Source organism: Polaromonas sp. CG_9.7 (genome assembly GCF_015752205.1).
Lineage (GTDB): Bacteria > Pseudomonadota > Gammaproteobacteria > Burkholderiales > Burkholderiaceae_C > Polaromonas.
Map to the genome: position 1 here is coordinate 70,319 of NZ_JADOVG010000013.1, position 19,444 is coordinate 89,762.

Annotated in this window: 19 protein-coding genes; 13 read left to right on the forward strand and 6 right to left on the reverse strand. The window is 61.1% G+C overall.

Annotated features, from left to right (window positions below):
* Positions 1-6: 6 nt before the first annotated feature.
* Entirely contained in the window at positions 7-243 is a 237-nt protein-coding gene (locus tag IWX87_RS13815; protein WP_196864105.1) for a DUF1653 domain-containing protein, read from the reverse strand.
* A gap of 39 nt (positions 244-282) precedes the next feature.
* On the opposite strand from IWX87_RS13815, the gene IWX87_RS13820 reads away from it, so the two are divergent.
* Positions 283-1,536 carry an RsmB/NOP family class I SAM-dependent RNA methyltransferase gene (locus tag IWX87_RS13820; protein ID WP_196864106.1) on the forward strand — a complete coding sequence of 418 codons (1,254 nt, stop codon included), beginning with the start codon at positions 283-285 and terminating at the stop codon, positions 1,534-1,536.
* Between the two features lie 204 nt (positions 1,537-1,740).
* The gene (locus tag IWX87_RS13825; protein WP_196864107.1) at positions 1,741-2,940 is read left to right on the forward strand and encodes a fatty acid desaturase; all 1,200 of its coding nucleotides are present in this window, start codon (positions 1,741-1,743) and stop codon (positions 2,938-2,940) included.
* 316 nt (positions 2,941-3,256) lie between these two features.
* Here the strand turns inward: IWX87_RS13825 and rpmG are convergent, their stop codons facing one another.
* From rpmG to trxB, 3 genes are all read right to left on the reverse strand, one after another.
* A complete protein-coding gene (rpmG, locus tag IWX87_RS13830; RefSeq protein WP_196864108.1) occupies positions 3,257-3,424 on the reverse strand; it encodes a 50S ribosomal protein L33 in 168 nt (55 codons plus the stop codon).
* Positions 3,425-3,435: 11 nt separating this feature from the next.
* Positions 3,436-3,669: a 50S ribosomal protein L28 gene (rpmB, locus tag IWX87_RS13835; protein WP_196864109.1), complete on the reverse strand. Its 234-nt coding sequence runs from the start codon at positions 3,667-3,669 to the stop codon at positions 3,436-3,438.
* 182 nt (positions 3,670-3,851) lie between these two features.
* Complete coding sequence (trxB, locus tag IWX87_RS13840; protein ID WP_196864110.1) at positions 3,852-4,796, reverse strand: thioredoxin-disulfide reductase; 945 nt, start codon at positions 4,794-4,796, stop codon at positions 3,852-3,854.
* A gap of 161 nt (positions 4,797-4,957) precedes the next feature.
* Here trxB and IWX87_RS13845 point away from each other — a divergent pair, with 161 nt between their 5' ends.
* The 9 genes from IWX87_RS13845 (at position 4,958) to IWX87_RS13885 (ending at position 14,379) form a co-directional block, all read left to right on the forward strand.
* Positions 4,958-5,647: a Crp/Fnr family transcriptional regulator gene (locus IWX87_RS13845; RefSeq protein ID WP_196864111.1), complete on the forward strand. Its 690-nt coding sequence runs from the start codon at positions 4,958-4,960 to the stop codon at positions 5,645-5,647.
* A 77-nt stretch (positions 5,648-5,724) separates the two neighbouring features.
* Positions 5,725-8,172, forward strand: coding sequence for a DNA translocase FtsK (locus IWX87_RS13850; RefSeq protein ID WP_196864112.1), 2,448 nt, complete (start codon positions 5,725-5,727; stop codon positions 8,170-8,172).
* A 5-nt stretch (positions 8,173-8,177) separates the two neighbouring features.
* A complete protein-coding gene (lolA, locus tag IWX87_RS13855; protein WP_196864113.1) occupies positions 8,178-8,834 on the forward strand; it encodes an outer membrane lipoprotein chaperone LolA in 657 nt (218 codons plus the stop codon).
* A 70-nt stretch (positions 8,835-8,904) separates the two neighbouring features.
* The gene (locus IWX87_RS13860; RefSeq protein WP_196864114.1) at positions 8,905-10,209 is read left to right on the forward strand and encodes a replication-associated recombination protein A; all 1,305 of its coding nucleotides are present in this window, start codon (positions 8,905-8,907) and stop codon (positions 10,207-10,209) included.
* A 256-nt stretch (positions 10,210-10,465) separates the two neighbouring features.
* Entirely contained in the window at positions 10,466-11,395 is a 930-nt protein-coding gene (locus tag IWX87_RS13865) for a branched-chain amino acid ABC transporter permease (protein ID WP_196864115.1), read from the forward strand.
* 39 nt (positions 11,396-11,434) lie between these two features.
* Positions 11,435-12,544, forward strand: a complete 1,110-nt coding sequence (locus IWX87_RS13870) for an ABC transporter ATP-binding protein (RefSeq protein WP_196864116.1) — start codon at positions 11,435-11,437, stop codon at positions 12,542-12,544.
* 11 nt (positions 12,545-12,555) lie between these two features.
* Positions 12,556-13,323, forward strand: a complete 768-nt coding sequence (locus IWX87_RS13875; protein ID WP_196864117.1) for an ABC transporter ATP-binding protein — start codon at positions 12,556-12,558, stop codon at positions 13,321-13,323.
* Between the two features lie 12 nt (positions 13,324-13,335).
* Complete coding sequence (locus IWX87_RS13880; protein ID WP_196864118.1) at positions 13,336-14,055, forward strand: ABC transporter ATP-binding protein; 720 nt, start codon at positions 13,336-13,338, stop codon at positions 14,053-14,055.
* Positions 14,056-14,121: 66 nt separating this feature from the next.
* Complete coding sequence (locus IWX87_RS13885; protein WP_196864119.1) at positions 14,122-14,379, forward strand: hypothetical protein; 258 nt, start codon at positions 14,122-14,124, stop codon at positions 14,377-14,379.
* 103 nt (positions 14,380-14,482) lie between these two features.
* On the opposite strand, the gene IWX87_RS13890 is transcribed toward IWX87_RS13885, so the two are convergent.
* Positions 14,483-15,511: a tripartite tricarboxylate transporter substrate binding protein gene (locus IWX87_RS13890; RefSeq protein ID WP_196864120.1), complete on the reverse strand. Its 1,029-nt coding sequence runs from the start codon at positions 15,509-15,511 to the stop codon at positions 14,483-14,485.
* Between the two features lie 93 nt (positions 15,512-15,604).
* On the reverse strand, positions 15,605-16,645 hold the full coding sequence (locus tag IWX87_RS13895; RefSeq protein WP_196864121.1) for a CDP-6-deoxy-delta-3,4-glucoseen reductase: 1,041 nt from the start codon (positions 16,643-16,645) through the stop codon (positions 15,605-15,607).
* Positions 16,646-16,717: 72 nt separating this feature from the next.
* Here IWX87_RS13895 and IWX87_RS13900 point away from each other — a divergent pair, with 72 nt between their 5' ends.
* Together IWX87_RS13900 and IWX87_RS13905 are read left to right on the forward strand one after the other, a co-directional pair.
* Positions 16,718-17,650, forward strand: coding sequence for an NAD-dependent epimerase/dehydratase family protein (locus IWX87_RS13900; RefSeq protein WP_196864122.1), 933 nt, complete (start codon positions 16,718-16,720; stop codon positions 17,648-17,650).
* Between the two features lie 222 nt (positions 17,651-17,872).
* Positions 17,873-19,333 carry a DEAD/DEAH box helicase gene (locus IWX87_RS13905; RefSeq protein ID WP_196864123.1) on the forward strand — a complete coding sequence of 487 codons (1,461 nt, stop codon included), beginning with the start codon at positions 17,873-17,875 and terminating at the stop codon, positions 19,331-19,333.
* The last annotated feature ends 111 nt before the right edge of the window (positions 19,334-19,444 follow it).

Consider the following 19,444-nt stretch of genomic DNA (forward strand, 5'->3'; position numbering starts at 1 on the left):
GGCCGGCTAATCCGGCTCGCGCAGGAAACGCGGCTGGCGAACGCCGCCGATCACCACTTCCTCTTGGAACATCGCCGCCGGCCGCACCCACAGGCCGCGCTCTCCGTACAGCGCACGGTACAGCGTCATCGGCTCCAGGGTTTCACTGTGGCGCACCGTACCGATGACTTCGTAAGGCAGGTCTTTATAGTGGCGGTAAAGTCCGGGCGGGGTTTCAATCAGCGGCGGCAAAGAATCTGGCATGGGCAATCAACAGGCAAGAGAAGCTGGGACAATAGGGGCATGCATCCTAACGCCTTACTCGACTGTTGTACCGAGCTTCTCAAGCAGGTTCTTAAATTTGACCACCCCGCCGACATGGTGGTGTCACGCTATTTCCGCGAAATGCGGCTGGGTCCGCGTGAACGTGCCACCGTGGCAGAAACCATCTATGGCGTGCTGCGCAAGAAAAACCTTTACGTCTACATGGCCCAGCACGGCTACGGCGTGCCCGAGCGGCGCCTGGCTATCCTGGGCTTTGCCGCGCCGCGCGACTTCCTGAGCGGCGCGCTGACCGACCAAGAGCAAGACTGGCTGTCGCGCTGCGACCAGGTCAAGCCGGCAGACCTGATGGAGTTGCACCGCCACAACCTGCCGCAGTGGCTGGTCGAGCCGCTCAAAGCGCAGCTGGGAGACGATTTCTGGCCGCTGGTCGAAAGCCTGAACACGCAGGCCGGGCTCGACCTGCGCGTCAACACCTTGAAGGATAAACGGGCTGATGTGCAGAAGGAGCTTGCGCGAGCAGCTATTAAAACCGTAGCAACGCCGTATTCACCCTGGGGCTTGCGCTTGACCGACAAGCCCCAGCTGGCGAATGTGGACGCCTTCAAGCGCGGTGCCATTGAAGTGCAGGACGAAGGCTCGCAGTTGCTGGCGCTGCTGGTCGATGCCAAGCGTGGCGAGATGGTGGTGGACTTTTGCGCCGGTGCCGGTGGCAAGACCCTGGCGCTGGGCGCGTCCATGCGCACCACCGGCCGTTTGTATGCGTTTGACACGTCGGCGCACCGGCTGGCCGCGCTCAAGCCGCGCCTGGCGCGCAGTGGCCTGTCGAACGTGCATCCGGTGGCGATTGCGCATGAACGCGACGACCGCATCAAGCGGCTGGCCGGCAAGATCGACCGGGTGCTGGTCGATGCGCCGTGTTCGGGCCTGGGCACGCTGCGGCGCAACCCGGACCTGAAATGGCGCCATAACCCGAAGGCGATTGAAGAGTTGACCGCCAAGCAGACCGCCATTTTGCAGAGCGCCGCGCGTCTGGTGAAGCCGGGCGGACGGCTGGTGTATGCCACCTGCAGCATCCTGCGCGAGGAAAACGAGGCCATTGCCGAGGCCTTCAGCGTTGCGAATCCTGACTTTCAGGTGCTCGAAGCCGCGCCCCTGCTGACGCACATGGGCGTCGAGCATGCCGAAAAACTCTGCCGGGGTCCGTACCTGCGGCTCTGGCCCTATCTGCACCAGACCGACGGATTTTTTGCGGCGGTCTGGCAAAAGGTCTGAAGCGGCATCCGCCTGCAAAATCTATGAGCAAGCCGAACTGGCCTTATTGCTGAAGCCGGTTTACCGATGCTGCGGCCGTTGCTTGCACGTTGAAGGGTCTTTGTAATTAAGGCCCATCAATTTATAATCGAAGGTTGTCTGGCGCCACCCTTGGAGACAAGCCCTGAATACGTGGCGGTCCTGGACTCATCCCAAAGGACTTTTATGTTTTTGTTCGATGCCGCCCTCGATTGGCTGGCAAACGGCCTGCTGGCAGCAAGCTGGTGGCAAATCGTGCTTTACGCGCTGGTGACGACCCACATCACCATTGTCAGCGTGACTTTGTACCTGCACCGTCATCAGGCGCATCGTTCGCTGGACCTGCATGCCATTCCTGCGCACTTTTTCCGCTTGTGGCTATGGCTGGCCACGGGCCAGGTCACCAAGGAATGGGTCGGCGTACATCGCAAGCACCATGCCAAATGCGAGACCATGGAAGACCCGCACAGCCCGCAGGCCCATGGCATCAAGACTGTGCTGTTCACCGGTGCCGAGTTGTACCGGGCCGAGACAAAAAACCTGGAAACCATCACCAAATACGGTCGTGGCACCCCCGATGACTGGATTGAGCGCAATCTCTACACCCGCTACAGCTGGCAAGGCGTTGGCCTGATGCTGGTCATCAACTTGGCACTGTTCGGTGTTGCCGGGCTGAGCGTGTGGGCGGTGCAGATGATGTGGATTCCCATCACGGCGGCGGGCATCATCAACGGCATTGGCCACTATTGGGGTTACCGCAATTTCGAGGCGTCCGATGCCAGTACCAATGTGTCGCCCTGGGGCATCATCATTGGCGGCGAAGAGCTGCACAACAACCACCACACCTACCCCACGTCTGCCAAGTTCTCGGTCAAGCCGTATGAGTTCGACATTGGCTGGGGCTACATCCGCGCCATGGAAATGGTCGGTCTGGCTGCTGTGAAAAAAGTGCCACCTCGGCTCAAGCTGGGCGTCGTCCAGCCTTTGGCCGACGAGCGGACGCTCGAAGCCCTGATTGTCCACCGCTATGAGGTCATGGCCGGTTATGCCCGCGAACTGCGCCGCGCCGGCGAGGTTGAAATTGCCTTGCTGAAAGCCAAAAAAGCCGATGTTTCGATGCTGAAGCTGGCCAATCGCTGGCTGCACCGCGATGAAGACAAGGTGCCGCCAGCCGTCAGGCCTCAGGTGGCGCAAGCCCGTGCGGACTATCCGGTGCTCGACAAGATGGTCACCATGCGCGAGGAGTTGCGCCAGTTGTGGCTGAGCACCTCCGCGTCGCGCGAGCAACTTGCTGCGGACCTGCAGGCCTGGTGCCATCGGGCCGAAGAAAGCGGCATTGCTGCGCTGCGCGAATTTTCGATGAAATTGCGTTCTGCCCGCGCCTGAGCTATTTCGCATAGACTTTTTTTGACCAACAGGAAAGCCGCTGGAGCGAGCCATCGCTGCAGCGGCTTTTTTGTGACCACTTGATTCATTGAATCTGTTTACCGCCTCTCGTGTCGCTGCAGATTCTTCAGCAATCCATGAACCATGAACTTCGGCGACGGATGGCAACGGGCGCCGGCAAGGCGAAGCCGCATTATCGGTATATGTTTTTATGATCAGGGGCTAAATGAATCATTTCGGGCATAAAAAAACCCGCTGTGATGACAGCGGGTTTTTTTGGCAACACCCGAAGACGTTGCACAAGCATCAAACTGAATTATTTCAGTTTCATTTCCTTGTATTCCACATGCTTGCGTGCCTTGGGATCAAATTTCATGATCAGCATTTTTTCAGGTGTGGTCTTCTTGTTCTTGTCGGTCGTGTAGAAGTGACCGGTGCCAGCTGTTGATTGCAGCTTGATTTTTTCGCGTCCGCCTTTAGCCATGGTAGTTCTCCTTAAACTTCACCGCGGGCACGAAGGTCCACCAGGACTGCATCGATGCCGTTTTTGTCAATCAAGCGCAGACCGGCTGCGGTGATGCGAAGGCGCAAGAAGCGCTTTTCGCTTTCAACCCAGATACGGCGGTACTGCAGATTGGGCATGAACCGACGCTTGGTTTTGTTGTTTGCGTGAGAAACATTGTTTCCCACCATCGGGCCTTTGCCCGTTACCTGACAGACGCGTGCCATGAGCGCACTCTCCGTAAAAAATTAGAAATAGGATGCTGAAAAACCCGATGGGCCTGTGCTGGACAGACCCTACGAATGCTCAGCTAAGCCATAAATTATAGCTTGAAAACAAAATTACCCAAAGTCTGATGGTTTGGCTGCCCGGTAAATGCGTCCGGGCGCCATGCGTTGGAAGACCGGATTTATTCGTTTTGTTCCAGAAACCGCTGGGCATCGAGTGCGGCCATGCAGCCGGTGCCGGCGCTGGTGATTGCCTGCCGGTACACGTGATCCTGAACGTCGCCTGCCGCGAACACGCCTGGAATGCTGGTCATCGTCGCCATGCCCTGCAGTCCCGTCCTGGTGATGATGTAGCCATCTTTCATCTCCAGCTGGCCGTCAAAAATGGCTGTGTTCGGATGATGGCCGATGGCTATGAAGCAGCCTTTGAGCGCAAGGTCTTGGGTGGCGCCGGTTTTGGTACTTTTCAACCGGACGCCGGTGACGCCTGACGCGTCCCCCAGCACCTCGTCCAGCGTCTGGTGCAGTTGCAGTTCAATCTTGCCGCTGGCGACTTTTTCATGCAGCTTGTCGATCAGGATGGCCTCGGCCTTGAAGGTGTCGCGGCGATGCACCAGCGTGACCTTGCTGGCAATGTTGGACAAATACAGCGCTTCCTCGACCGCCGTGTTGCCGCCGCCTATCACGCAGACTTCTTGCTCGCGATAGAAAAAGCCGTCGCAAGTGGCACACCCGGAAACGCCGCGCCCCATGAACGCGGTTTCCGATGCCAGTCCCAGGTATTTGGCTGACGCGCCGGTGGAAATGATCAGGGTGTCGCAGGTGTAGGAGCCGCTGTCGCCAGTCAGGGTGAAGGGGCGCTGGCTCAAATCGACTTGGTTAATGTGGTCGAAAATGATTTCAGTGTTGAAGCGTTCGGCATGCGCCAGGAAGCGCTGCATCAGTTCGGGCCCCTGGACGCCGTCGACATCGGCCGGCCAGTTATCCACGTCGGTAGTGGTCATCAGTTGGCCTCCCTGGGCCATGCCGGTGATAAGCATCGGTTTGAGGTTGGCACGCGCTGCGTACACGGCAGCCGTATAGCCAGCCGGGCCTGAGCCAAGAATGAGAACTCTGGAATGTTTCATGATGTAGAACCCGATGGGTAAGTGTTGGAACTCAGGTAGAGTCGGCTCGCGTATGTGTTCAGCAAGGTAAAAACTTTGACAGTATCTGTATTTAGCAAAAGCGCGGCCATTGTAAGAAATCGCCTGGCGATTGTCGGCCATGGGGTTGAAGGGGCAAACGCATGACCGCCACCATGGTGTCCCGGCTTGATCTGCTTCGCCGCGTGCCTCTTTTTTCAATGCTCACCACCAGCCAGGCGGTGTCGGTTGCCGATGCCGTGGTCAAGCGGCGTTACCGCAAGGGCGAGCTGATTGTCGAGCAGGGGCAAAAATCCTGTGCCTTGACTATTTTGCTGACCGGTCGCGCACGCGTGGTGAGCCGCGACGCGCGCGGGCGCGAGGTGATCCTGGCGACCTTGCGCCCCGGGGATTTCGTGGGCGAAATGAGCCTGATCGACCAGGCGCCGCACTCGGCGTCCGTGATCGCCGAGTTGCAGACCGATACCTTGGTGATGGACCAGCTGGCGTTCACGCGCTGCCTTCCTGACAGCGACTCGATGGCCTATGCGATGCTCAAGGGATTGGTGCATCGACTGCGCCAGGCCGATCGCAAGATTGAATCCCTGGCCCTGATGGACGTGTACGGCCGGGTGGCCGGCACGCTGCTCGATTTAGCCGCGGAGGCCCTGCCCGACGCCGACGGTGCGGCCATGATTCACGGCAGGGTATCGCGCCAGGACGTGGCGAAAATGGTTGGCGCTTCTCGCGAAATGGTCAGCCGGGTGATGAAGGACCTGGAGGAGCGCGGCTTTATTGAAACGCAGGACAACGGTTCGCTGCTGGTGAGGCCGCATCTGGATTCACTGGTCTGACCGGACGCGCTTACAGTCAGAGACTGTTCCCCGAACCCAAAGCTTCGCCCAACTGCGTTAAGCTTCAAGACCCGTTTATGACTTACTCGCTAGATACCCTGAACTCCAGAAATTCTCCTGCTGCGGGCGCGCCCGGCGGCTTTAAACGTGTAGCCCGCGAAGTTGGCCTGATCCTGGGACTGGTGGGTCTGATTCTCTGGATGGCCGCTTTGTTGAGCTACTCGCCGCAGGATGCGGCCTGGTCAACCTCCGGGAATCCGGATGCTGCCAGTGGCACTTTGGTGGCTGCCAGGAACTGGGGCGGCTTTTTGGGTGCCTGGCTGGCCGATGCCAGCTACTTCTTGCTGGGATTTTCGGTTTGGTGGGCGCTGGCCGCCAGCGCATGGGTCTGGGTGCAGTCCGTGACGCGCGGACTGCGTCGCAATTCGCTGGCACCGGAACCTATCCCGAACCGCGTCTGGTTCTGGCTCGGACTGGTGTTGCTGCTGACGGCCAGTGCCGCGCTGGAATGGTCGCGCCTGTACCGCTTCGAATTCAGGCTTCCGGGCCATGCAGGGGGCGTGATTGGTTATGTGCTGGGCAACGTGGGCGTCAAATGGCTGGGATTTGCCGGATCGGGCCTGGTCTTTATTGCGCTGGGTTTGATTGCCGTGGCCAGCGTGTTCAATTTTTCCTGGGGCCGCGTCGCCCTGCGTCTGGGTGCCAGGATTGACAGCATCATGGCCTTGCGCCGTGAAAAACGCGAACTCGCGCAGGATCTTGCCGTGGGCAAGCAAGCCGCCCGCGAGCGCGAAGAGACGCTGAGCGATGAACGCACTGGGACCGAGGCACATCACCCGGTGCCGGTCATCATCAAGCAGCCGGCGGTCGAAGTGCTAAAAAGTGAGCGTCCCGCCAAACCCAAACCAGGTGTGCCGGCAAACGCCACGCCAACCGTGGCGGCCGTCGCACCAGCCGCTGCGCCAGTCTTCCCTTTTCCCTCTGTGTCCGGGGTGACGCACGTGCCTGCCGCGCCGGCTCTGCTGGCCGCAGCACCTTCGTCGCAGATGGACTCCCACCTGCCACAGGTCAGTTTGCTCGACACCGCCTTGCTGCGACAGGAAAGCGTGGCGTCCGAAACGCTGGAAATGACCTCGCGCCTGATCGAGAAAAAGTTGAAGGACTTCGGTGTCGAGGTGCGTGTCGTCGCTGCAGCGCCCGGCCCGGTCATCACGCGCTATGAAATCGAACCGGCCACCGGCGTCAAGGGCTCGCAGGTCGTCACACTGGCCAAGGACCTGGCGCGCGCGCTGAGCCTGGTGTCGATCCGGGTGATCGAGACCATTCCCGGCAAGAACTACATGGCGCTGGAACTGCCCAACGCCAAGCGGCAGATGATCAAGCTCAGCGAAATTCTGGGCTCCAAGGTCTACCGCGACGCCACCTCGCTGCTGACCATGGGCCTGGGCAAGGACATCGCCGGCCATGCGGTCGTCGCCGACCTGGCCAAAATGCCGCACTGCCTGGTGGCCGGCACCACCGGCTCGGGCAAGTCGGTGGGCATCAACGCGATGATCCTGAGCCTGCTCTTCAAAGCCGATCCACGCGACGTGCGGCTGCTGCTGATCGACCCGAAGATGCTGGAAATGAGCGTCTACGAAGGCATTCCGCACCTGCTGGCGCCGGTCGTCACCGATATGCGCCAGGCCGCCCACGGCCTGAACTGGTGCGTCGCTGAAATGGAAAAGCGCTACAAGCTGATGAGCAAGCTCGGCGTGCGCAACCTGGCCGGCTACAACGCCAAGATCGACGAGGCCAATGCCAGCGAGGAGTTCATCTACAACCCCTTCAGCCTGACGCCTGACGCGCCGGAGCCGCTGGAGCGCCTGCCTTATATCGTCGTGGTGATCGACGAGCTGGCCGACCTGATGATGGTGGTTGGCAAGAAGATTGAAGAGCTGATTGCGCGCCTGGCGCAAAAGGCCAGAGCCGCCGGCATCCACCTGATACTGGCCACGCAGCGACCCAGCGTGGACGTGATCACCGGCCTGATCAAGGCCAACATTCCGACGCGCCTGTCCTTTCAGGTAAGCAGCAAGATCGACAGTCGCACCATTTTGGACCAGATGGGCGCCGAGGCCTTGCTGGGCATGGGTGACATGCTTTACATGCCGAGTGGTACGGGCTTTCCCATCCGCGTGCATGGTGCGTTTGTGAGTGACGAAGAAGTTCACCGGGTCGTCGCCTACCTCAAGAAGCAGGGAACCCCCAACTACATCGATGGTGTGCTCGAAGGCGGCACGGTCGAAGGCGAGGGCGGCGACCTGTCGGGCGATGCGGGCGGCGAGAAAGACCCGATGTACGACCAGGCGGTGGAAGTGGTGATGAAAAACCGCAAGGCCAGCATTTCGCTGGTGCAGCGTCACCTCAAGATTGGCTACAACCGCGCCGCGCGGCTGGTCGAGGACATGGAAAATGCCGGGCTGGTCAGCGCCATGAGTGGCAGCGGCCAGCGTGAAATCCTGGTGCCCGCAAGGGCGGAGTGAACTTGATGAAACGTTTTTTTGCTACTTTTTTAATAGCTTCATATGTAGGCACAGCATGCGCAAACGGCCTGGAAAGCCTTGAAACCTTCGTCAAGACGGTGAGCAGCGGCCGCGCCGACTTCACGCAGGTCGTGACCGCGCCCGCCCGCGAGGGCCAGACCGCCCGCAGCAAGACCTCCAGCGGCACTTTCGCATTTTCCCGGCCCAACCGTTTCAAGTTTCTTTACCAAAAGCCTTTCGAGCAAAGCATCGTCGCCGACGGCCAGACCTTGTGGCTCTACGATGCCGACCTGAACCAGGTCACCGCGCGCAAGCAGTCTGCCGCGCTGGGCTCGACGCCTGCCGCGCTGATCGCCGCCGCGCCCGATCTGCGCGCGTTGCAGGCTGATTTCACGCTGGCCGCCGCACCTGAAAAGGACGGCCTGGAATGGGTCGTGGCCACGCCCAAGGCCAAAGACGGGCAGCTGCAAGCGGTGCGCGTCGGCTTTCGCGCGGGCAAGCAACCCGCAGCGCAAACGGCTGAACTTGCGGCGCTGGAAATTCTCGACAGCTTCGGCCAGCGCTCGGTGCTCACCTTCAGTCAGGTAGAGGTCAACCCCAGCCTGCCCAAAGACGCGTTCCAGTTCACTTCGCCCAAGGGCGCGGACGTGATCCGGCAGTAAACCGGCTGCCCTGCCGCGCAGGGCTGCTGGCAGCAGCGCGGCAAGGCAGCAAAAGCAAGGCGCCTCTTTCATGGCCAAGTCCCCCCCATCGACGCATCAACCCCTGGCCGAGCGGCTGCGGCCCAAGAACCTGGGCGAAGTCATCGGCCAGCAGCATTTGCTGGGCGAGGGCCTGCCGCTGCGCATCGCCTTTGAATCGGGCGAGCCGCACAGCTGCATTCTGTGGGGACCGCCCGGCGTGGGCAAGACCACCATCGCCAGGCTCATGGCCGGCAGCTTCGACGCGCATTTCATCACCATTTCCGCTGTACTCGGCGGCGTCAAGGACATCCGCGAGGCGGTCGAGCAGGCGACGATCTGGCAGGCGCAGGGCGGTCGGCGCACCATCGTGTTTGTTGACGAGGTGCACCGCTTCAACAAAAGCCAGCAAGACGCCTTTTTGCCGCATGTCGAAAGCGGCTTGTTCACCTTCATTGGCGCGACCACCGAAAACCCGTCCTTCGAGGTCAATTCGGCCCTGCTGTCGCGCGCGGTGGTGTATGTGCTCCAGCCGTTGGCGGAAACCGATCTCAAGAAAATTGTTGCCAGAGTCCTTTTGGAGCGGGCGCTGCCAGCGATAGAAAAAATAGCAGACGAAGCGGTGGACCGGCTCGTGGCTTATGCCGATGGCGACGCCCGCCGGTTGCTCAATACGCTTGAATCGCTCAGCGTCGCCGCCAAATCCGAAAAAATCACCGCCGTGACCGATGCCTGGCTGCTCAAGGTGCTGGGCGAGCGCCTGCGCCGCTACGACAAGGGCGGCGAGCAGTTCTACGACACCATCTCGGCGCTGCACAAGTCGGTGCGCGGTTCCGACCCCGACGCTGCCCTGTACTGGTTCATGCGCATGCTCGACGGCGGTGCCGAGCCGCGCTACATGGCGCGCCGCCTGATCCGCATGGCCAGCGAGGACATAGGCCTGGCCGACCCGCGCGCGCTGCGCCTGGCGCTCGATGCCGCCGAAGTCTATGAACGGCTCGGTTCGCCCGAGGGCGAACTGGCACTGGCGCAATGCGTGGTGTACCTGGCAGTCGCGCCAAAGTCGAATGCGCTTTACAAGGCTTTCAACGAGGCCAAGGCCTTCATCAAGCAAGATGGCACCCGGCCGGTGCCTATGCACCTGCGCAATGCACCAACAAAGCTCATGAAGCAGCTCGATTACGGCAAAAACTACCGCTATGCGCATGACGAGGAAGATGGCTTTGCGGCAGGCGAAAACTACTTCCCCGAAGGCATGGTCGCACCGGGCTTTTACAGGCCTGTCAACCGCGGCCTGGAGATCCGGATTGCCGATAAGCTCAATGAACTGAAGGCAAAAAACCATCAGAAAAACTGATGCCTGGAAAATCCCGCTGATGCAACATGCTTCCACCAAAATATTTCAATTCGTCTAGGGTTTACCCCGGAAAAACAGTTTGACTGGCGCGATTCTCGCTATAACCCTGTGGCTACAATTCGCCCACTAGCTCGCCACCTCCCCCGGTCATTTCACCGGAGACAGGCGGGCTTTTTGTTAACTTGCGTGTTTTCACGGTGATGCTGTGCAAGCGCGACGCCGGCAGAGTTGGCTCATTAAAATAAACGGAGCGGATATGGAAGTTTTGCTACAGCAAATCATCAACGGACTGGTCCTGGGCAGCATGTACGCCTTGATTGCCCTGGGTTACACCATGGTGTACGGCATCATCAACCTGATCAATTTTGCGCATGGCGAAGTGCTGATGGTTGGGGCGCTGACAAGCTGGACCATCATCGGCTGGATGCAGGAAGCCATGCCCGGCGCGCCGGGCTGGCTGATTCTGCTGGTCTCCCTGCTGATTGCTTTTGTGGTGTGCGGCGCGCTGAACTACACCATCGAAAAAATTGCTTACCGGCCACTGCGCAATTCGCCCCGACTGGCCCCACTGATCACTGCCATCGGCATGTCGCTGTTGCTGCAAACGCTGGCAATGATCATCTGGAAGCCCAACTACAAGCCTTATCCCACCTTGCTGCCTCCCGTGCCCTACGAGTTTGGCGGCGCCGTGATCACCGTGACCCAGATCCTGATTCTGGGTGCGACGGCGGTGACGCTGTCAATCCTGATGTGGCTGGTGCATTACACCAAGCTGGGGCGTGCCATGCGTGCCACCGCTGAAAATCCCCGCGTGGCGGCGCTGATGGGCGTGCGACCCGACACCGTGATTTCCGCCACCTTCATCATCGGTGCTGTCCTGGCCGCGCTGGCCGGTGTCATGTACGCGTCCAACTACGGCACGGTGCAGCACACCATGGGTTTTTTGCCGGGGCTGAAGGCGTTCACCGCCGCTGTGTTTGGCGGCATTGGCAACCTGGGCGGCGCGGTGCTGGGCGGCATCCTGCTGGGGCTGATCGAGGCCATTGGCGCGGGCTACATCGGTCCGCTGACCGGCGGTGTGCTGGGCAGCCAGTATTCCGATATTTTTGCCTTTATCGTGCTGATTTTTGTGCTCACGCTGCGACCGTCCGGCCTGCTGGGTGAACGTGTGGCGGACCGGGCCTGAAGGCCGGGCAATCGAGCGACCCCCACAAGGAGAAAATTCATGAATACCAAAAAAATTACGACCTTTTTGATCGTGGCACTTGGATTGCTGGTGCTGCCCTTGCTGCTGCAACAAGGCGGCCACGCCTGGGTGCGGATTGTCGACATGGCGCTGTTGTATGTGCTGCTGGCGCTCGGGCTCAACATCGTGGTCGGTTACGCCGGTCTGCTCGACCTGGGTTACGTGGCTTTCTTTGCCGTCGGCGCCTACCTGTTTGCATTGCTCGGATCGCCGCATCTGGCCGAGGCTTTTCCATGGATTGCCGCAAATTTTCCGAACGGCCTGCACCTGCCGATCTGGGCGACCATACCTATGGCTGCATTGGTGGCCGCGTTCTTCGGCATTCTGCTTGGCCTGCCAGTGCTCAAGTTGCGCGGCGACTACCTGGCCATCGTCACGCTGGGCTTTGGCGAGATCATCCGGGTGTTTTTGAACAACCTGGACCGCCCGATCAACCTGACGAACGGCCCCAAGGGCATCAACCAGATTGACTCGATCAAGTTCTTCGGCTTTGACCTGGGCCAGTCGCACAACTTTTTCGGCATTGAATTTGCCTCGGTGTCGATGTATTACTACCTGTTTCTGGCGCTGGTGATTGTCTCGGTCATCGTTTGCGACCGGCTGCAAAAGTCACGCATCGGCCGCGCCTGGATGGCCATTCGCGAGGACGAGATTGCCGCCAAGGCCATGGGCATCAACACCCGCAACATGAAGCTGCTGGCCTTTGGCATGGGCGCGACCTTCGGCGGTGTGTCGGGCTCGATGTTTGCGGCCTTCCAGGGCTTTGTCTCGCCGGAATCGTTCAGCCTGATGGAGTCGATCATGATTGTCGCCATGGTGGTGCTGGGCGGCATCGGGCACCTGCCCGGCGTCATTCTGGGGGCGCTGCTGCTGGCCGCGATGCCCGAGGTGCTGCGCCATGTGGCCGGGCCGCTGCAGGCCATGACCGACGGCCGGCTGGACTCGTCCATCCTGCGCCAACTGCTGATCGCGCTGGCCATGATCACCGTGATGCTGCTGCGCCCGCGCGGCCTGTGGCCATCGCCCGAGCACGGCAAGTCGCTGAACAAGCGCCCCGGCAAAGACCCCATCGAGTCCATCAACCCTTAAGGAGAATGGACATGAGTGAAACCATTTTGAATGTTTCTGGTGTTTCCAAGCGCTTTGGCGGCCTGCAGGCGCTGAGCGATGTCGGCATCAAGATTGAACGCGGCCAGGTGTATGGCCTGATCGGCCCGAACGGTGCCGGCAAGACGACGTTTTTCAATGTGCTGACCGGGTTGTACACGCCCGACAGCGGCACCTTCGAGCTGGCCGGCAAGCCCTACAAGCCTACGGCGGTGCACGAAGTGGCCAAGGCCGGCATTGCCCGCACCTTCCAGAACATCCGGCTGTTTGCCGACATGACGGCGCTGGAAAATGTCATGGTCGGGCGGCATGTCCGCACCCATTCCGGCCTGGTGGGCGCCATATTTCGCACGCCCGGCTTCAAGCGCGAAGAAGCGGCGATTGCCAAGCGCTCGCAGGAGTTGCTCGACTACGTGGGCATCGGCAAATATGCCGACTACAAGGCGCGCACCCTGAGCTACGGCGACCAGCGCAGGCTGGAAATCGCCCGGGCGCTGGCCACCGACCCGCAGCTGATTGCGCTCGACGAGCCCGCCGCCGGCATGAACGCCACTGAAAAAATCCAGTTGCGCGAACTGATTGACCGCATTCGCAAGGACAACCGCACGATTTTGCTGATCGAGCATGACGTGAAGCTGGTCATGGGCCTGTGCGACCGCGTGACCGTGCTCGACTACGGCAAGCAGATTGCCGAAGGCGTGCCGGCCGACGTCCAGAAAAACGAAAAAGTGATCACCGCCTATCTGGGCTCAGGTCATTAAGGAAGCAAAACCATGGCAACAAACACACTTCTGAAAATTACCGGTTTGCAGGTGGCTTACGGCGGCATCCAGGCGGTCAAGGGCATTGATTTCGAGGTCCACGACGGCGAATTGGTGACGTTGATCGGCTCCAATGGCGCCGGCAAGACCACCACCATGAAGGCGATTACCGGCGGCTTGCCGATACTGGCTGGCGACATCGAATACCTGGGAAAGAGCATCAAGGGGCGCGGCGCCTGGGACCTGGTCAAGGAAGGCCTGGCGATGGTGCCCGAGGGGCGCGGCGTGTTCGCCCGCATGACCATCACCGAAAATTTGCAGATGGGCGCCTACATCAGGAGCGACAAGGCCGGGATTGCCGACGACATCGAGAAAATGTTCGTGCTGTTCCCGCGCCTGCGCGAGCGCAAGGACCAGCTGGCCGGCACGATGTCGGGCGGCGAGCAGCAGATGCTGGCCATGGGCCGGGCGCTGATGAGCCGGCCCAAGGTGTTGCTGCTGGATGAGCCGTCGATGGGCCTGTCGCCGATCATGGTGGACAAGATCTTCGAGGTGGTGCGGGACGTGTCGGCGCTTGGCATGACGGTGCTGCTGGTCGAGCAGAACGCGAGCCGGGCCTTGGGCATTGCGAACCGGGGCTATGTGATGGAGTCGGGCAACATCACGATGAATGGCGACGCCAAACTGCTGCTGGACGATCCACGGGTGCGGGCGGCTTATCTGGGTGAGTGATTTTTGACTATTTAGGCTGTTTGCGCTTGTTCTGCTTGCGTTGGTAGCTATTGAGTTCATAGCCCCTTGACTCTTTTGAGTTTTGCTGGCCGGGGGTTGCCCGGCGGCAACTCACTTTTTTTTGGCTATCGCCAAAAGAAAGTAAGCAAAGAAAAGGCGACCCGGCTGTCCGGGTCCCTGCGCTTCGCTTCGGGCAACCTGCGCTGCCCCGAAAAAACGGGGGGCGGCGCAAACTCGCTCCACTGCGTTTCGCTCAAACAGCGCGCCGCCCTGATCCCGTTTTTTCAGTTCATCACAGGCCCAGCCAGAACAGGTGGAAGATGAATACCGAAGACCGGACAACTCAACTTGCATAGTCAAACTGCTATTTATTCAGTAGCTGCTTTCGTAGACAGGATGTGCGCAAAATCCCTTAAAGGCTCAAAAATCAGTCCACCCGCGCGCCGGACGCCTTCACCACTTTTTCGTACTTGGCCCGCTCGCTTTTCATGAAGGCCTCGAACTGCTCGGGGGAACTGGCGACGGGTTCAGCCATCAGCATGCTGAACCTGGCCTTGTTTTCGGGCGCCTTCAGCGCCGCGACAAACGCCTGGTTCAGTTTGGCAACCACATCGCGGGGTGTGGCGGCGGGTGCCACCAGTCCCCACCAGGTGTCGATCCCGAAACCTTTCAGTGTTTCGGCCATGGCCGGCACCTCGGGCAAAAAGGCGCTGCGCTGCGCCGTCGTCACCGCCAGCGCTTTGAGCTTGCCGGCCTTGATGTTGCTTGATGCGGTCGCCAGGTTGTCGAAATTGAAATCGACCTGGCCGCTGAGCAGCGCCAACTGGGCAGGGTTGCCGCCGTTGTAGGGAATGTGCAGCGCAAAGATGCCGGCTTGCGACTTGAACAGCTCGCCGGCCAGGTGGCCCGCGCTGCCGTTGCCGCCGCTGGCATAGTTGAGCCTGGCCGGGTTGGCCTTGGCGTAGCGGATCAGGTCGGCCAGCGTGTTGATGTTCAAACGGCGCGCGGTGTCGGCATTCATCACCAGCACATTGGGCACGCGCACCATCTGCGTGATGGCGGCAAAGTCGCTGGCCGCGTCGTACGGCATCTTGCTGTAGAGCCAGGGGTTGATGGCATGCGTGGCGACCGCCGCGATGCCGAGGGTCAACCCGTCGGGCGCGGCCTTGGCGATTGCATCGACGCCGATGTTGCCGCCGGCACCGGGCCGGTTTTCAATGATCACCGTGCCCAGCGATGCCTTCACGCTGTCGGCCATCAGCCGCGCCGTCACGTCAATCGGGCCGCTCGATGCATACGGAACGATCAACCGGATGACCTGGCCTGAAGGCGCGGACGACTGGGCCAGGGCCGCCGGCGAAGCGACTGCCGCCAGGACGGCGCCCAGCGCAAGCGCGCCAGTGGCGAGCAGCGAGTTGCGGCGCAGGGGATAAAAGACGGAAGATTTATTTTTCATTGAAATTTTTAATAAAAAGTGCCGCTGTCGCAAGGCCAGATTGAACAGTCTGCTATTAATTCTGATTCAGGCGCTGTGAGCGTTTCAGTTGTTTCAGGTCTTCAGCGCCTTGTCTGCTTCGGTGGTGAACGCGTCGGCAAAGAACTCTTCCGTCGGCAGGCCCGCCAACTCGGTGAAGTCGCGCTGCGCCGACTCGACCACGATGGGCGCGCCGCAGGTGTACACCTGGTGGCCCGAGAGGTCGGAAAAATCTTCCAGCACCGCTTGGTGGACAAAGCCGGTGCGGCCCCGCCAGCCGTCCTCGGGCAGCGCGTCGGACACCACGGGCACATAGCGCAGGTTCGGCATCTCGGCCACCCGGGCCTCAATCCAGTCGGTCATGTACAGGTCGATGGGGCGGCGTCCGCCCCAGTACAGCACGGCAGGACGCACGATGTGCTTGAACTGCATGTGCTCGATGATGGCCTTGAGCGGCGCAAACCCGGTGCCCGAAGCCACCATCACGATCGGCTTGGCGCTGTCTTCGCGCAGGAAAAAGCTGCCGTACGGCCCTTCCACGCGCTGGATTTCCTTTTCCTTCATGGCGGCAAACACATGGTCGGTGAACTTGCCGCCCGGCATGTGGCGGATGTGCAGTTCGATGCCGGGCGTTTCCAGCTGGGTATAGGGCGCATTGGCCATCGAGTACGAACGCCGGTCGCCGTCACGCAACAAAAACTCGACATACTGGCCGGCGTGGTACTTCATGGTGTCGCTGGCGGGCAGCTGCAGGCGAACCACCATCACGTCGGGCGTCGCGCGCACCAGGCTGGTCACGCGCACCGGCATCTTGCGGATCGGGAAAGCGCTTTCGTCGGTCACCTGGCGCGACTCCAGCACCACGTCGCTGTGCGCCACGCCGCAGCAGGTCAGGATGAAGCCGGCGGCTTCTTCTTCGGCCGACAGCGCTTTGAGCTGGTGCGCGCCGTGCGTCACCTGGCCTTCGAGCATCTTGCATTTGCACGACCCGCAGGCGCCGTCCTTGCAGCCGTAGGGCAGGCCGATGCCCTGGCGGATGGCGGCGGCCAGCAGTGGCTCGCCCTCATTGGCGCTAAAGCTGCGGCCGCTGGGCAGCACATTCACGTTGAAACTCATAGTCGGTATCCTTGGGCGTTTTGCTGCTGTCGTTGTGTCACCTGACGGGCCGTTCCCCGGCCACCCCCAATTTTGCCTTCAAACATGAATCCCCTCGGCGCGCTGCCCGCGCGTTTTCGCCGCCAGCGCGTGCTCATCATCGGCTGCGGTGATGTCGGTCTGCGCGTGGCCCGGCAACTGCCGTCCAAAATCAAGCTCATCGCACTGACCTCGTCGCCGGACCGGCTGCCGTCCTTGCGCCAAGCGGGCATCACGCCCTTGCTTGGCAACCTCGACGCGCCGGCCACGCTGCGCCGGCTGGCCGGACTGGCCACGCGGGTGGTGCACCTAGCACCGCCGCCCAACCACAACCCCAACTGGCGCGATGACCCGCGCACGCTGGCCCTGCTGCGCACGCTTCGGCTGCGCAGCCTGCCCGACGCGCTGGTGTACGGCTCGACCAGTGGCGTCTATGGCGACTGCGCCGGTGCGCTGGTGGATGAAACCTGGGGGCCAAGCCCGAACACGCCGCGCGCGCAGCGCCGGGTGCAGGCCGAAGGCCAGGTGCGGCTGTTCGGCCGCGCCACCGCAACGCCGGTGCATGTCCTGCGCATTCCGGGCATCTATGCGACCGACCGCGAAGGCGGCACGCCACGCGGCCGTCTGCTCAAGGGCACGCCGGTGCTGCGCCGTGAAGACGACGTCTACACCAGCCATATTCACGCTGACGACCTGGCCCGCGCCTGCATCGCGGCGCTGTGGCGTGGCAAGCCGCAGCGCATCAGCAATGTCTGCGACGACACGCAATTGCTGATGGGTGACTATTTCGACCTGGCGGCCGACCTGTACCGCCTGCCCCGGCCGCCCCGCGTGGCGCGCAGCGCAGCCAACGAGCAGTTGCCACTCATGCTGCTGAGCTTCATGAGTGAATCACGCCGGCTGGACAACCGGCGGATGAAAAAGGAGTTGCGCCTGGCGCTGCGTTATCCAGGCGTCAGCGACGGGTTGGGTGGTTTGAAGGGTTAAAGCAGGCCGGTTGACCCCTGCCGGGCGCCAGCGCGTGGCTGGCATCGAAAAAATAGTGATTTAGCCATTTTGCGCTTTATACATAAGCTTCTATAGCTATAAAATAAATAGCATCTTGCATCAATTTCATTCTCTTGACTGCGCGCTCGGCTGGCTGGCCGCCAAGCTTGTGAATCGCCCCAGGAAGCCCGAAGCACTCAAAGTGCGACAATATAAGGCTAAATGACATCATCCTTTTCGAACCTTTCGCTGGCAGAACCGCTGGCACGCGCCGTAGCCGACATGGGCTACGAAACCATGACCCCCATCCAGGAACAGGCGATTCCGGTCGTGCTGCAAGGCAAAGACGTGATGGGCGCCGCCCAGACCGGCACCGGCAAGACTGCCGCGTTCACGCTGCCCTTGCTGCAACGCATGATGAAGCACGAGAACGCCTCGACCTCGCCAGCGCGCCACCCGGTGCGGGCGCTGGTGCTGCTGCCCACGCGTGAACTCGCCGTGCAGGTGGCCGAACAGGTCAAGCTCTATGCCAAGTACACCAACCTGAACTGCGCCGTGGTGTTTGGCGGCATGGACATGAAGCCGCAGACGCTGGAACTCAAAAAAGGCGTCGAGGTGCTGGTCGCCACGCCGGGCCGCCTGCTCGACCACATCGAGGCCAAGAACACGGTGCTCAACCAGGTCGAATACGTGGTGCTGGACGAAGCCGACCGCATGCTCGACATCGGCTTTTTGCCCGACCTGCAGCGCATCCTGAGCTACCTGCCCAAGCAGCGCATCACGCTGCTGTTTTCGGCCACCTTCTCGCCCGAGATCAAGCGCCTGGCCTCCAGCTTTTTGCAAGACCCGGTGACGATCGAGGTGGCGCGCTCCAACGCCACCGCCTCCACCGTCGAGCAGCATTTCTACAGCGTCGGCGCCGACGACAAGCGCCGCGCTCTGCACCAGATCCTCAAGACACGCGGCATGAAGCAGGCGTTTGTCTTTGTCAACAGCAAGCTCGGCTGCGCCAAACTGGCGCGTTCGCTCGAGCGCGAAGGCCTGAAAACCACCGCGCTGCACGGCGACAAGAGCCAGGACGAACGGCTCAAGGCGCTTGAAGCGTTTAAAAGCGGCGAAGTGGACCTGCTGGTCTGCACCGACGTGGCCGCGCGCGGGCTGGACATCAAGGACGTGCCGGCAGTGTTCAATTTCGACGTGCCTTTCAACGCCGAAGACTACATCCACCGCATTGGCCGCACCGGCCGCGCCGGGGCTTCCGGGCTGGCCGTGAGCTTTGTCGCCAGCAGCGACCAGCGCCTGGTGACCGACATTGAAAAGCTGATCAAGACCAAGATCGAAATCGAGCCGCTGGAGTTTGAGGAAGACACGCCGCGCATCAGCGTGCAGGGCCGCATCAACGACGGCCGGCGCATGTACCGCGAAGGCGAAGAGGGCAGGGCGCCCGAGCACCGTTCGCCCAGAGAGCACACCGAGCGCCGGGAGCGACGCGAGTACACGCCGCACCGCCAGCCCGCCGTATCGCGCGATCCGTTTTTTGACCGTCCGTATGAGCCCGGCGTGGCGGCAGAGTCCCTGCCTTCGTGGGAGGCATCGTCAAAGGCCAATGCGGCGCGCAATGGCGTATCGGCCAACATCAAGCCGAAGAAGAAAGTCGCCGCGCTGTTCAAGGCTTTTTCCTGACATGCCTTTGGTGACGCATCGCGGATTGCGGTCGTGGCCAACGGCGGTGTCATCGGCCCTTGCCTACGGCGCCTGAAGCGGCTGTCCGGCGAGCAGTTTTTGTAGCGTCTG

Coding starts and splice junctions, on each gene's coding strand:
- IWX87_RS13815 (WP_196864105.1), bottom strand. CDS start 243: ATGCCAGATTCTTTGCCGCCGCTGATTGAAACCCCGCCCGGACTTTAC.
- IWX87_RS13820 (WP_196864106.1), top strand. CDS start 283: ATGCATCCTAACGCCTTACTCGACTGTTGTACCGAGCTTCTCAAGCAG.
- IWX87_RS13825 (WP_196864107.1), top strand. CDS start 1,741: ATGTTTTTGTTCGATGCCGCCCTCGATTGGCTGGCAAACGGCCTGCTG.
- rpmG (WP_196864108.1), bottom strand. CDS start 3,424: ATGGCTAAAGGCGGACGCGAAAAAATCAAGCTGCAATCAACAGCTGGC.
- rpmB (WP_196864109.1), bottom strand. CDS start 3,669: ATGGCACGCGTCTGTCAGGTAACGGGCAAAGGCCCGATGGTGGGAAAC.
- trxB (WP_196864110.1), bottom strand. CDS start 4,796: ATGAAACATTCCAGAGTTCTCATTCTTGGCTCAGGCCCGGCTGGCTAT.
- IWX87_RS13845 (WP_196864111.1), top strand. CDS start 4,958: ATGACCGCCACCATGGTGTCCCGGCTTGATCTGCTTCGCCGCGTGCCT.
- IWX87_RS13850 (WP_196864112.1), top strand. CDS start 5,725: ATGACTTACTCGCTAGATACCCTGAACTCCAGAAATTCTCCTGCTGCG.
- lolA (WP_196864113.1), top strand. CDS start 8,178: ATGAAACGTTTTTTTGCTACTTTTTTAATAGCTTCATATGTAGGCACA.
- IWX87_RS13860 (WP_196864114.1), top strand. CDS start 8,905: ATGGCCAAGTCCCCCCCATCGACGCATCAACCCCTGGCCGAGCGGCTG.
- IWX87_RS13865 (WP_196864115.1), top strand. CDS start 10,466: ATGGAAGTTTTGCTACAGCAAATCATCAACGGACTGGTCCTGGGCAGC.
- IWX87_RS13870 (WP_196864116.1), top strand. CDS start 11,435: ATGAATACCAAAAAAATTACGACCTTTTTGATCGTGGCACTTGGATTG.
- IWX87_RS13875 (WP_196864117.1), top strand. CDS start 12,556: ATGAGTGAAACCATTTTGAATGTTTCTGGTGTTTCCAAGCGCTTTGGC.
- IWX87_RS13880 (WP_196864118.1), top strand. CDS start 13,336: ATGGCAACAAACACACTTCTGAAAATTACCGGTTTGCAGGTGGCTTAC.
- IWX87_RS13890 (WP_196864120.1), bottom strand. CDS start 15,511: ATGAAAAATAAATCTTCCGTCTTTTATCCCCTGCGCCGCAACTCGCTG.
- IWX87_RS13895 (WP_196864121.1), bottom strand. CDS start 16,645: ATGAGTTTCAACGTGAATGTGCTGCCCAGCGGCCGCAGCTTTAGCGCC.
- IWX87_RS13905 (WP_196864123.1), top strand. CDS start 17,873: ATGACATCATCCTTTTCGAACCTTTCGCTGGCAGAACCGCTGGCACGC.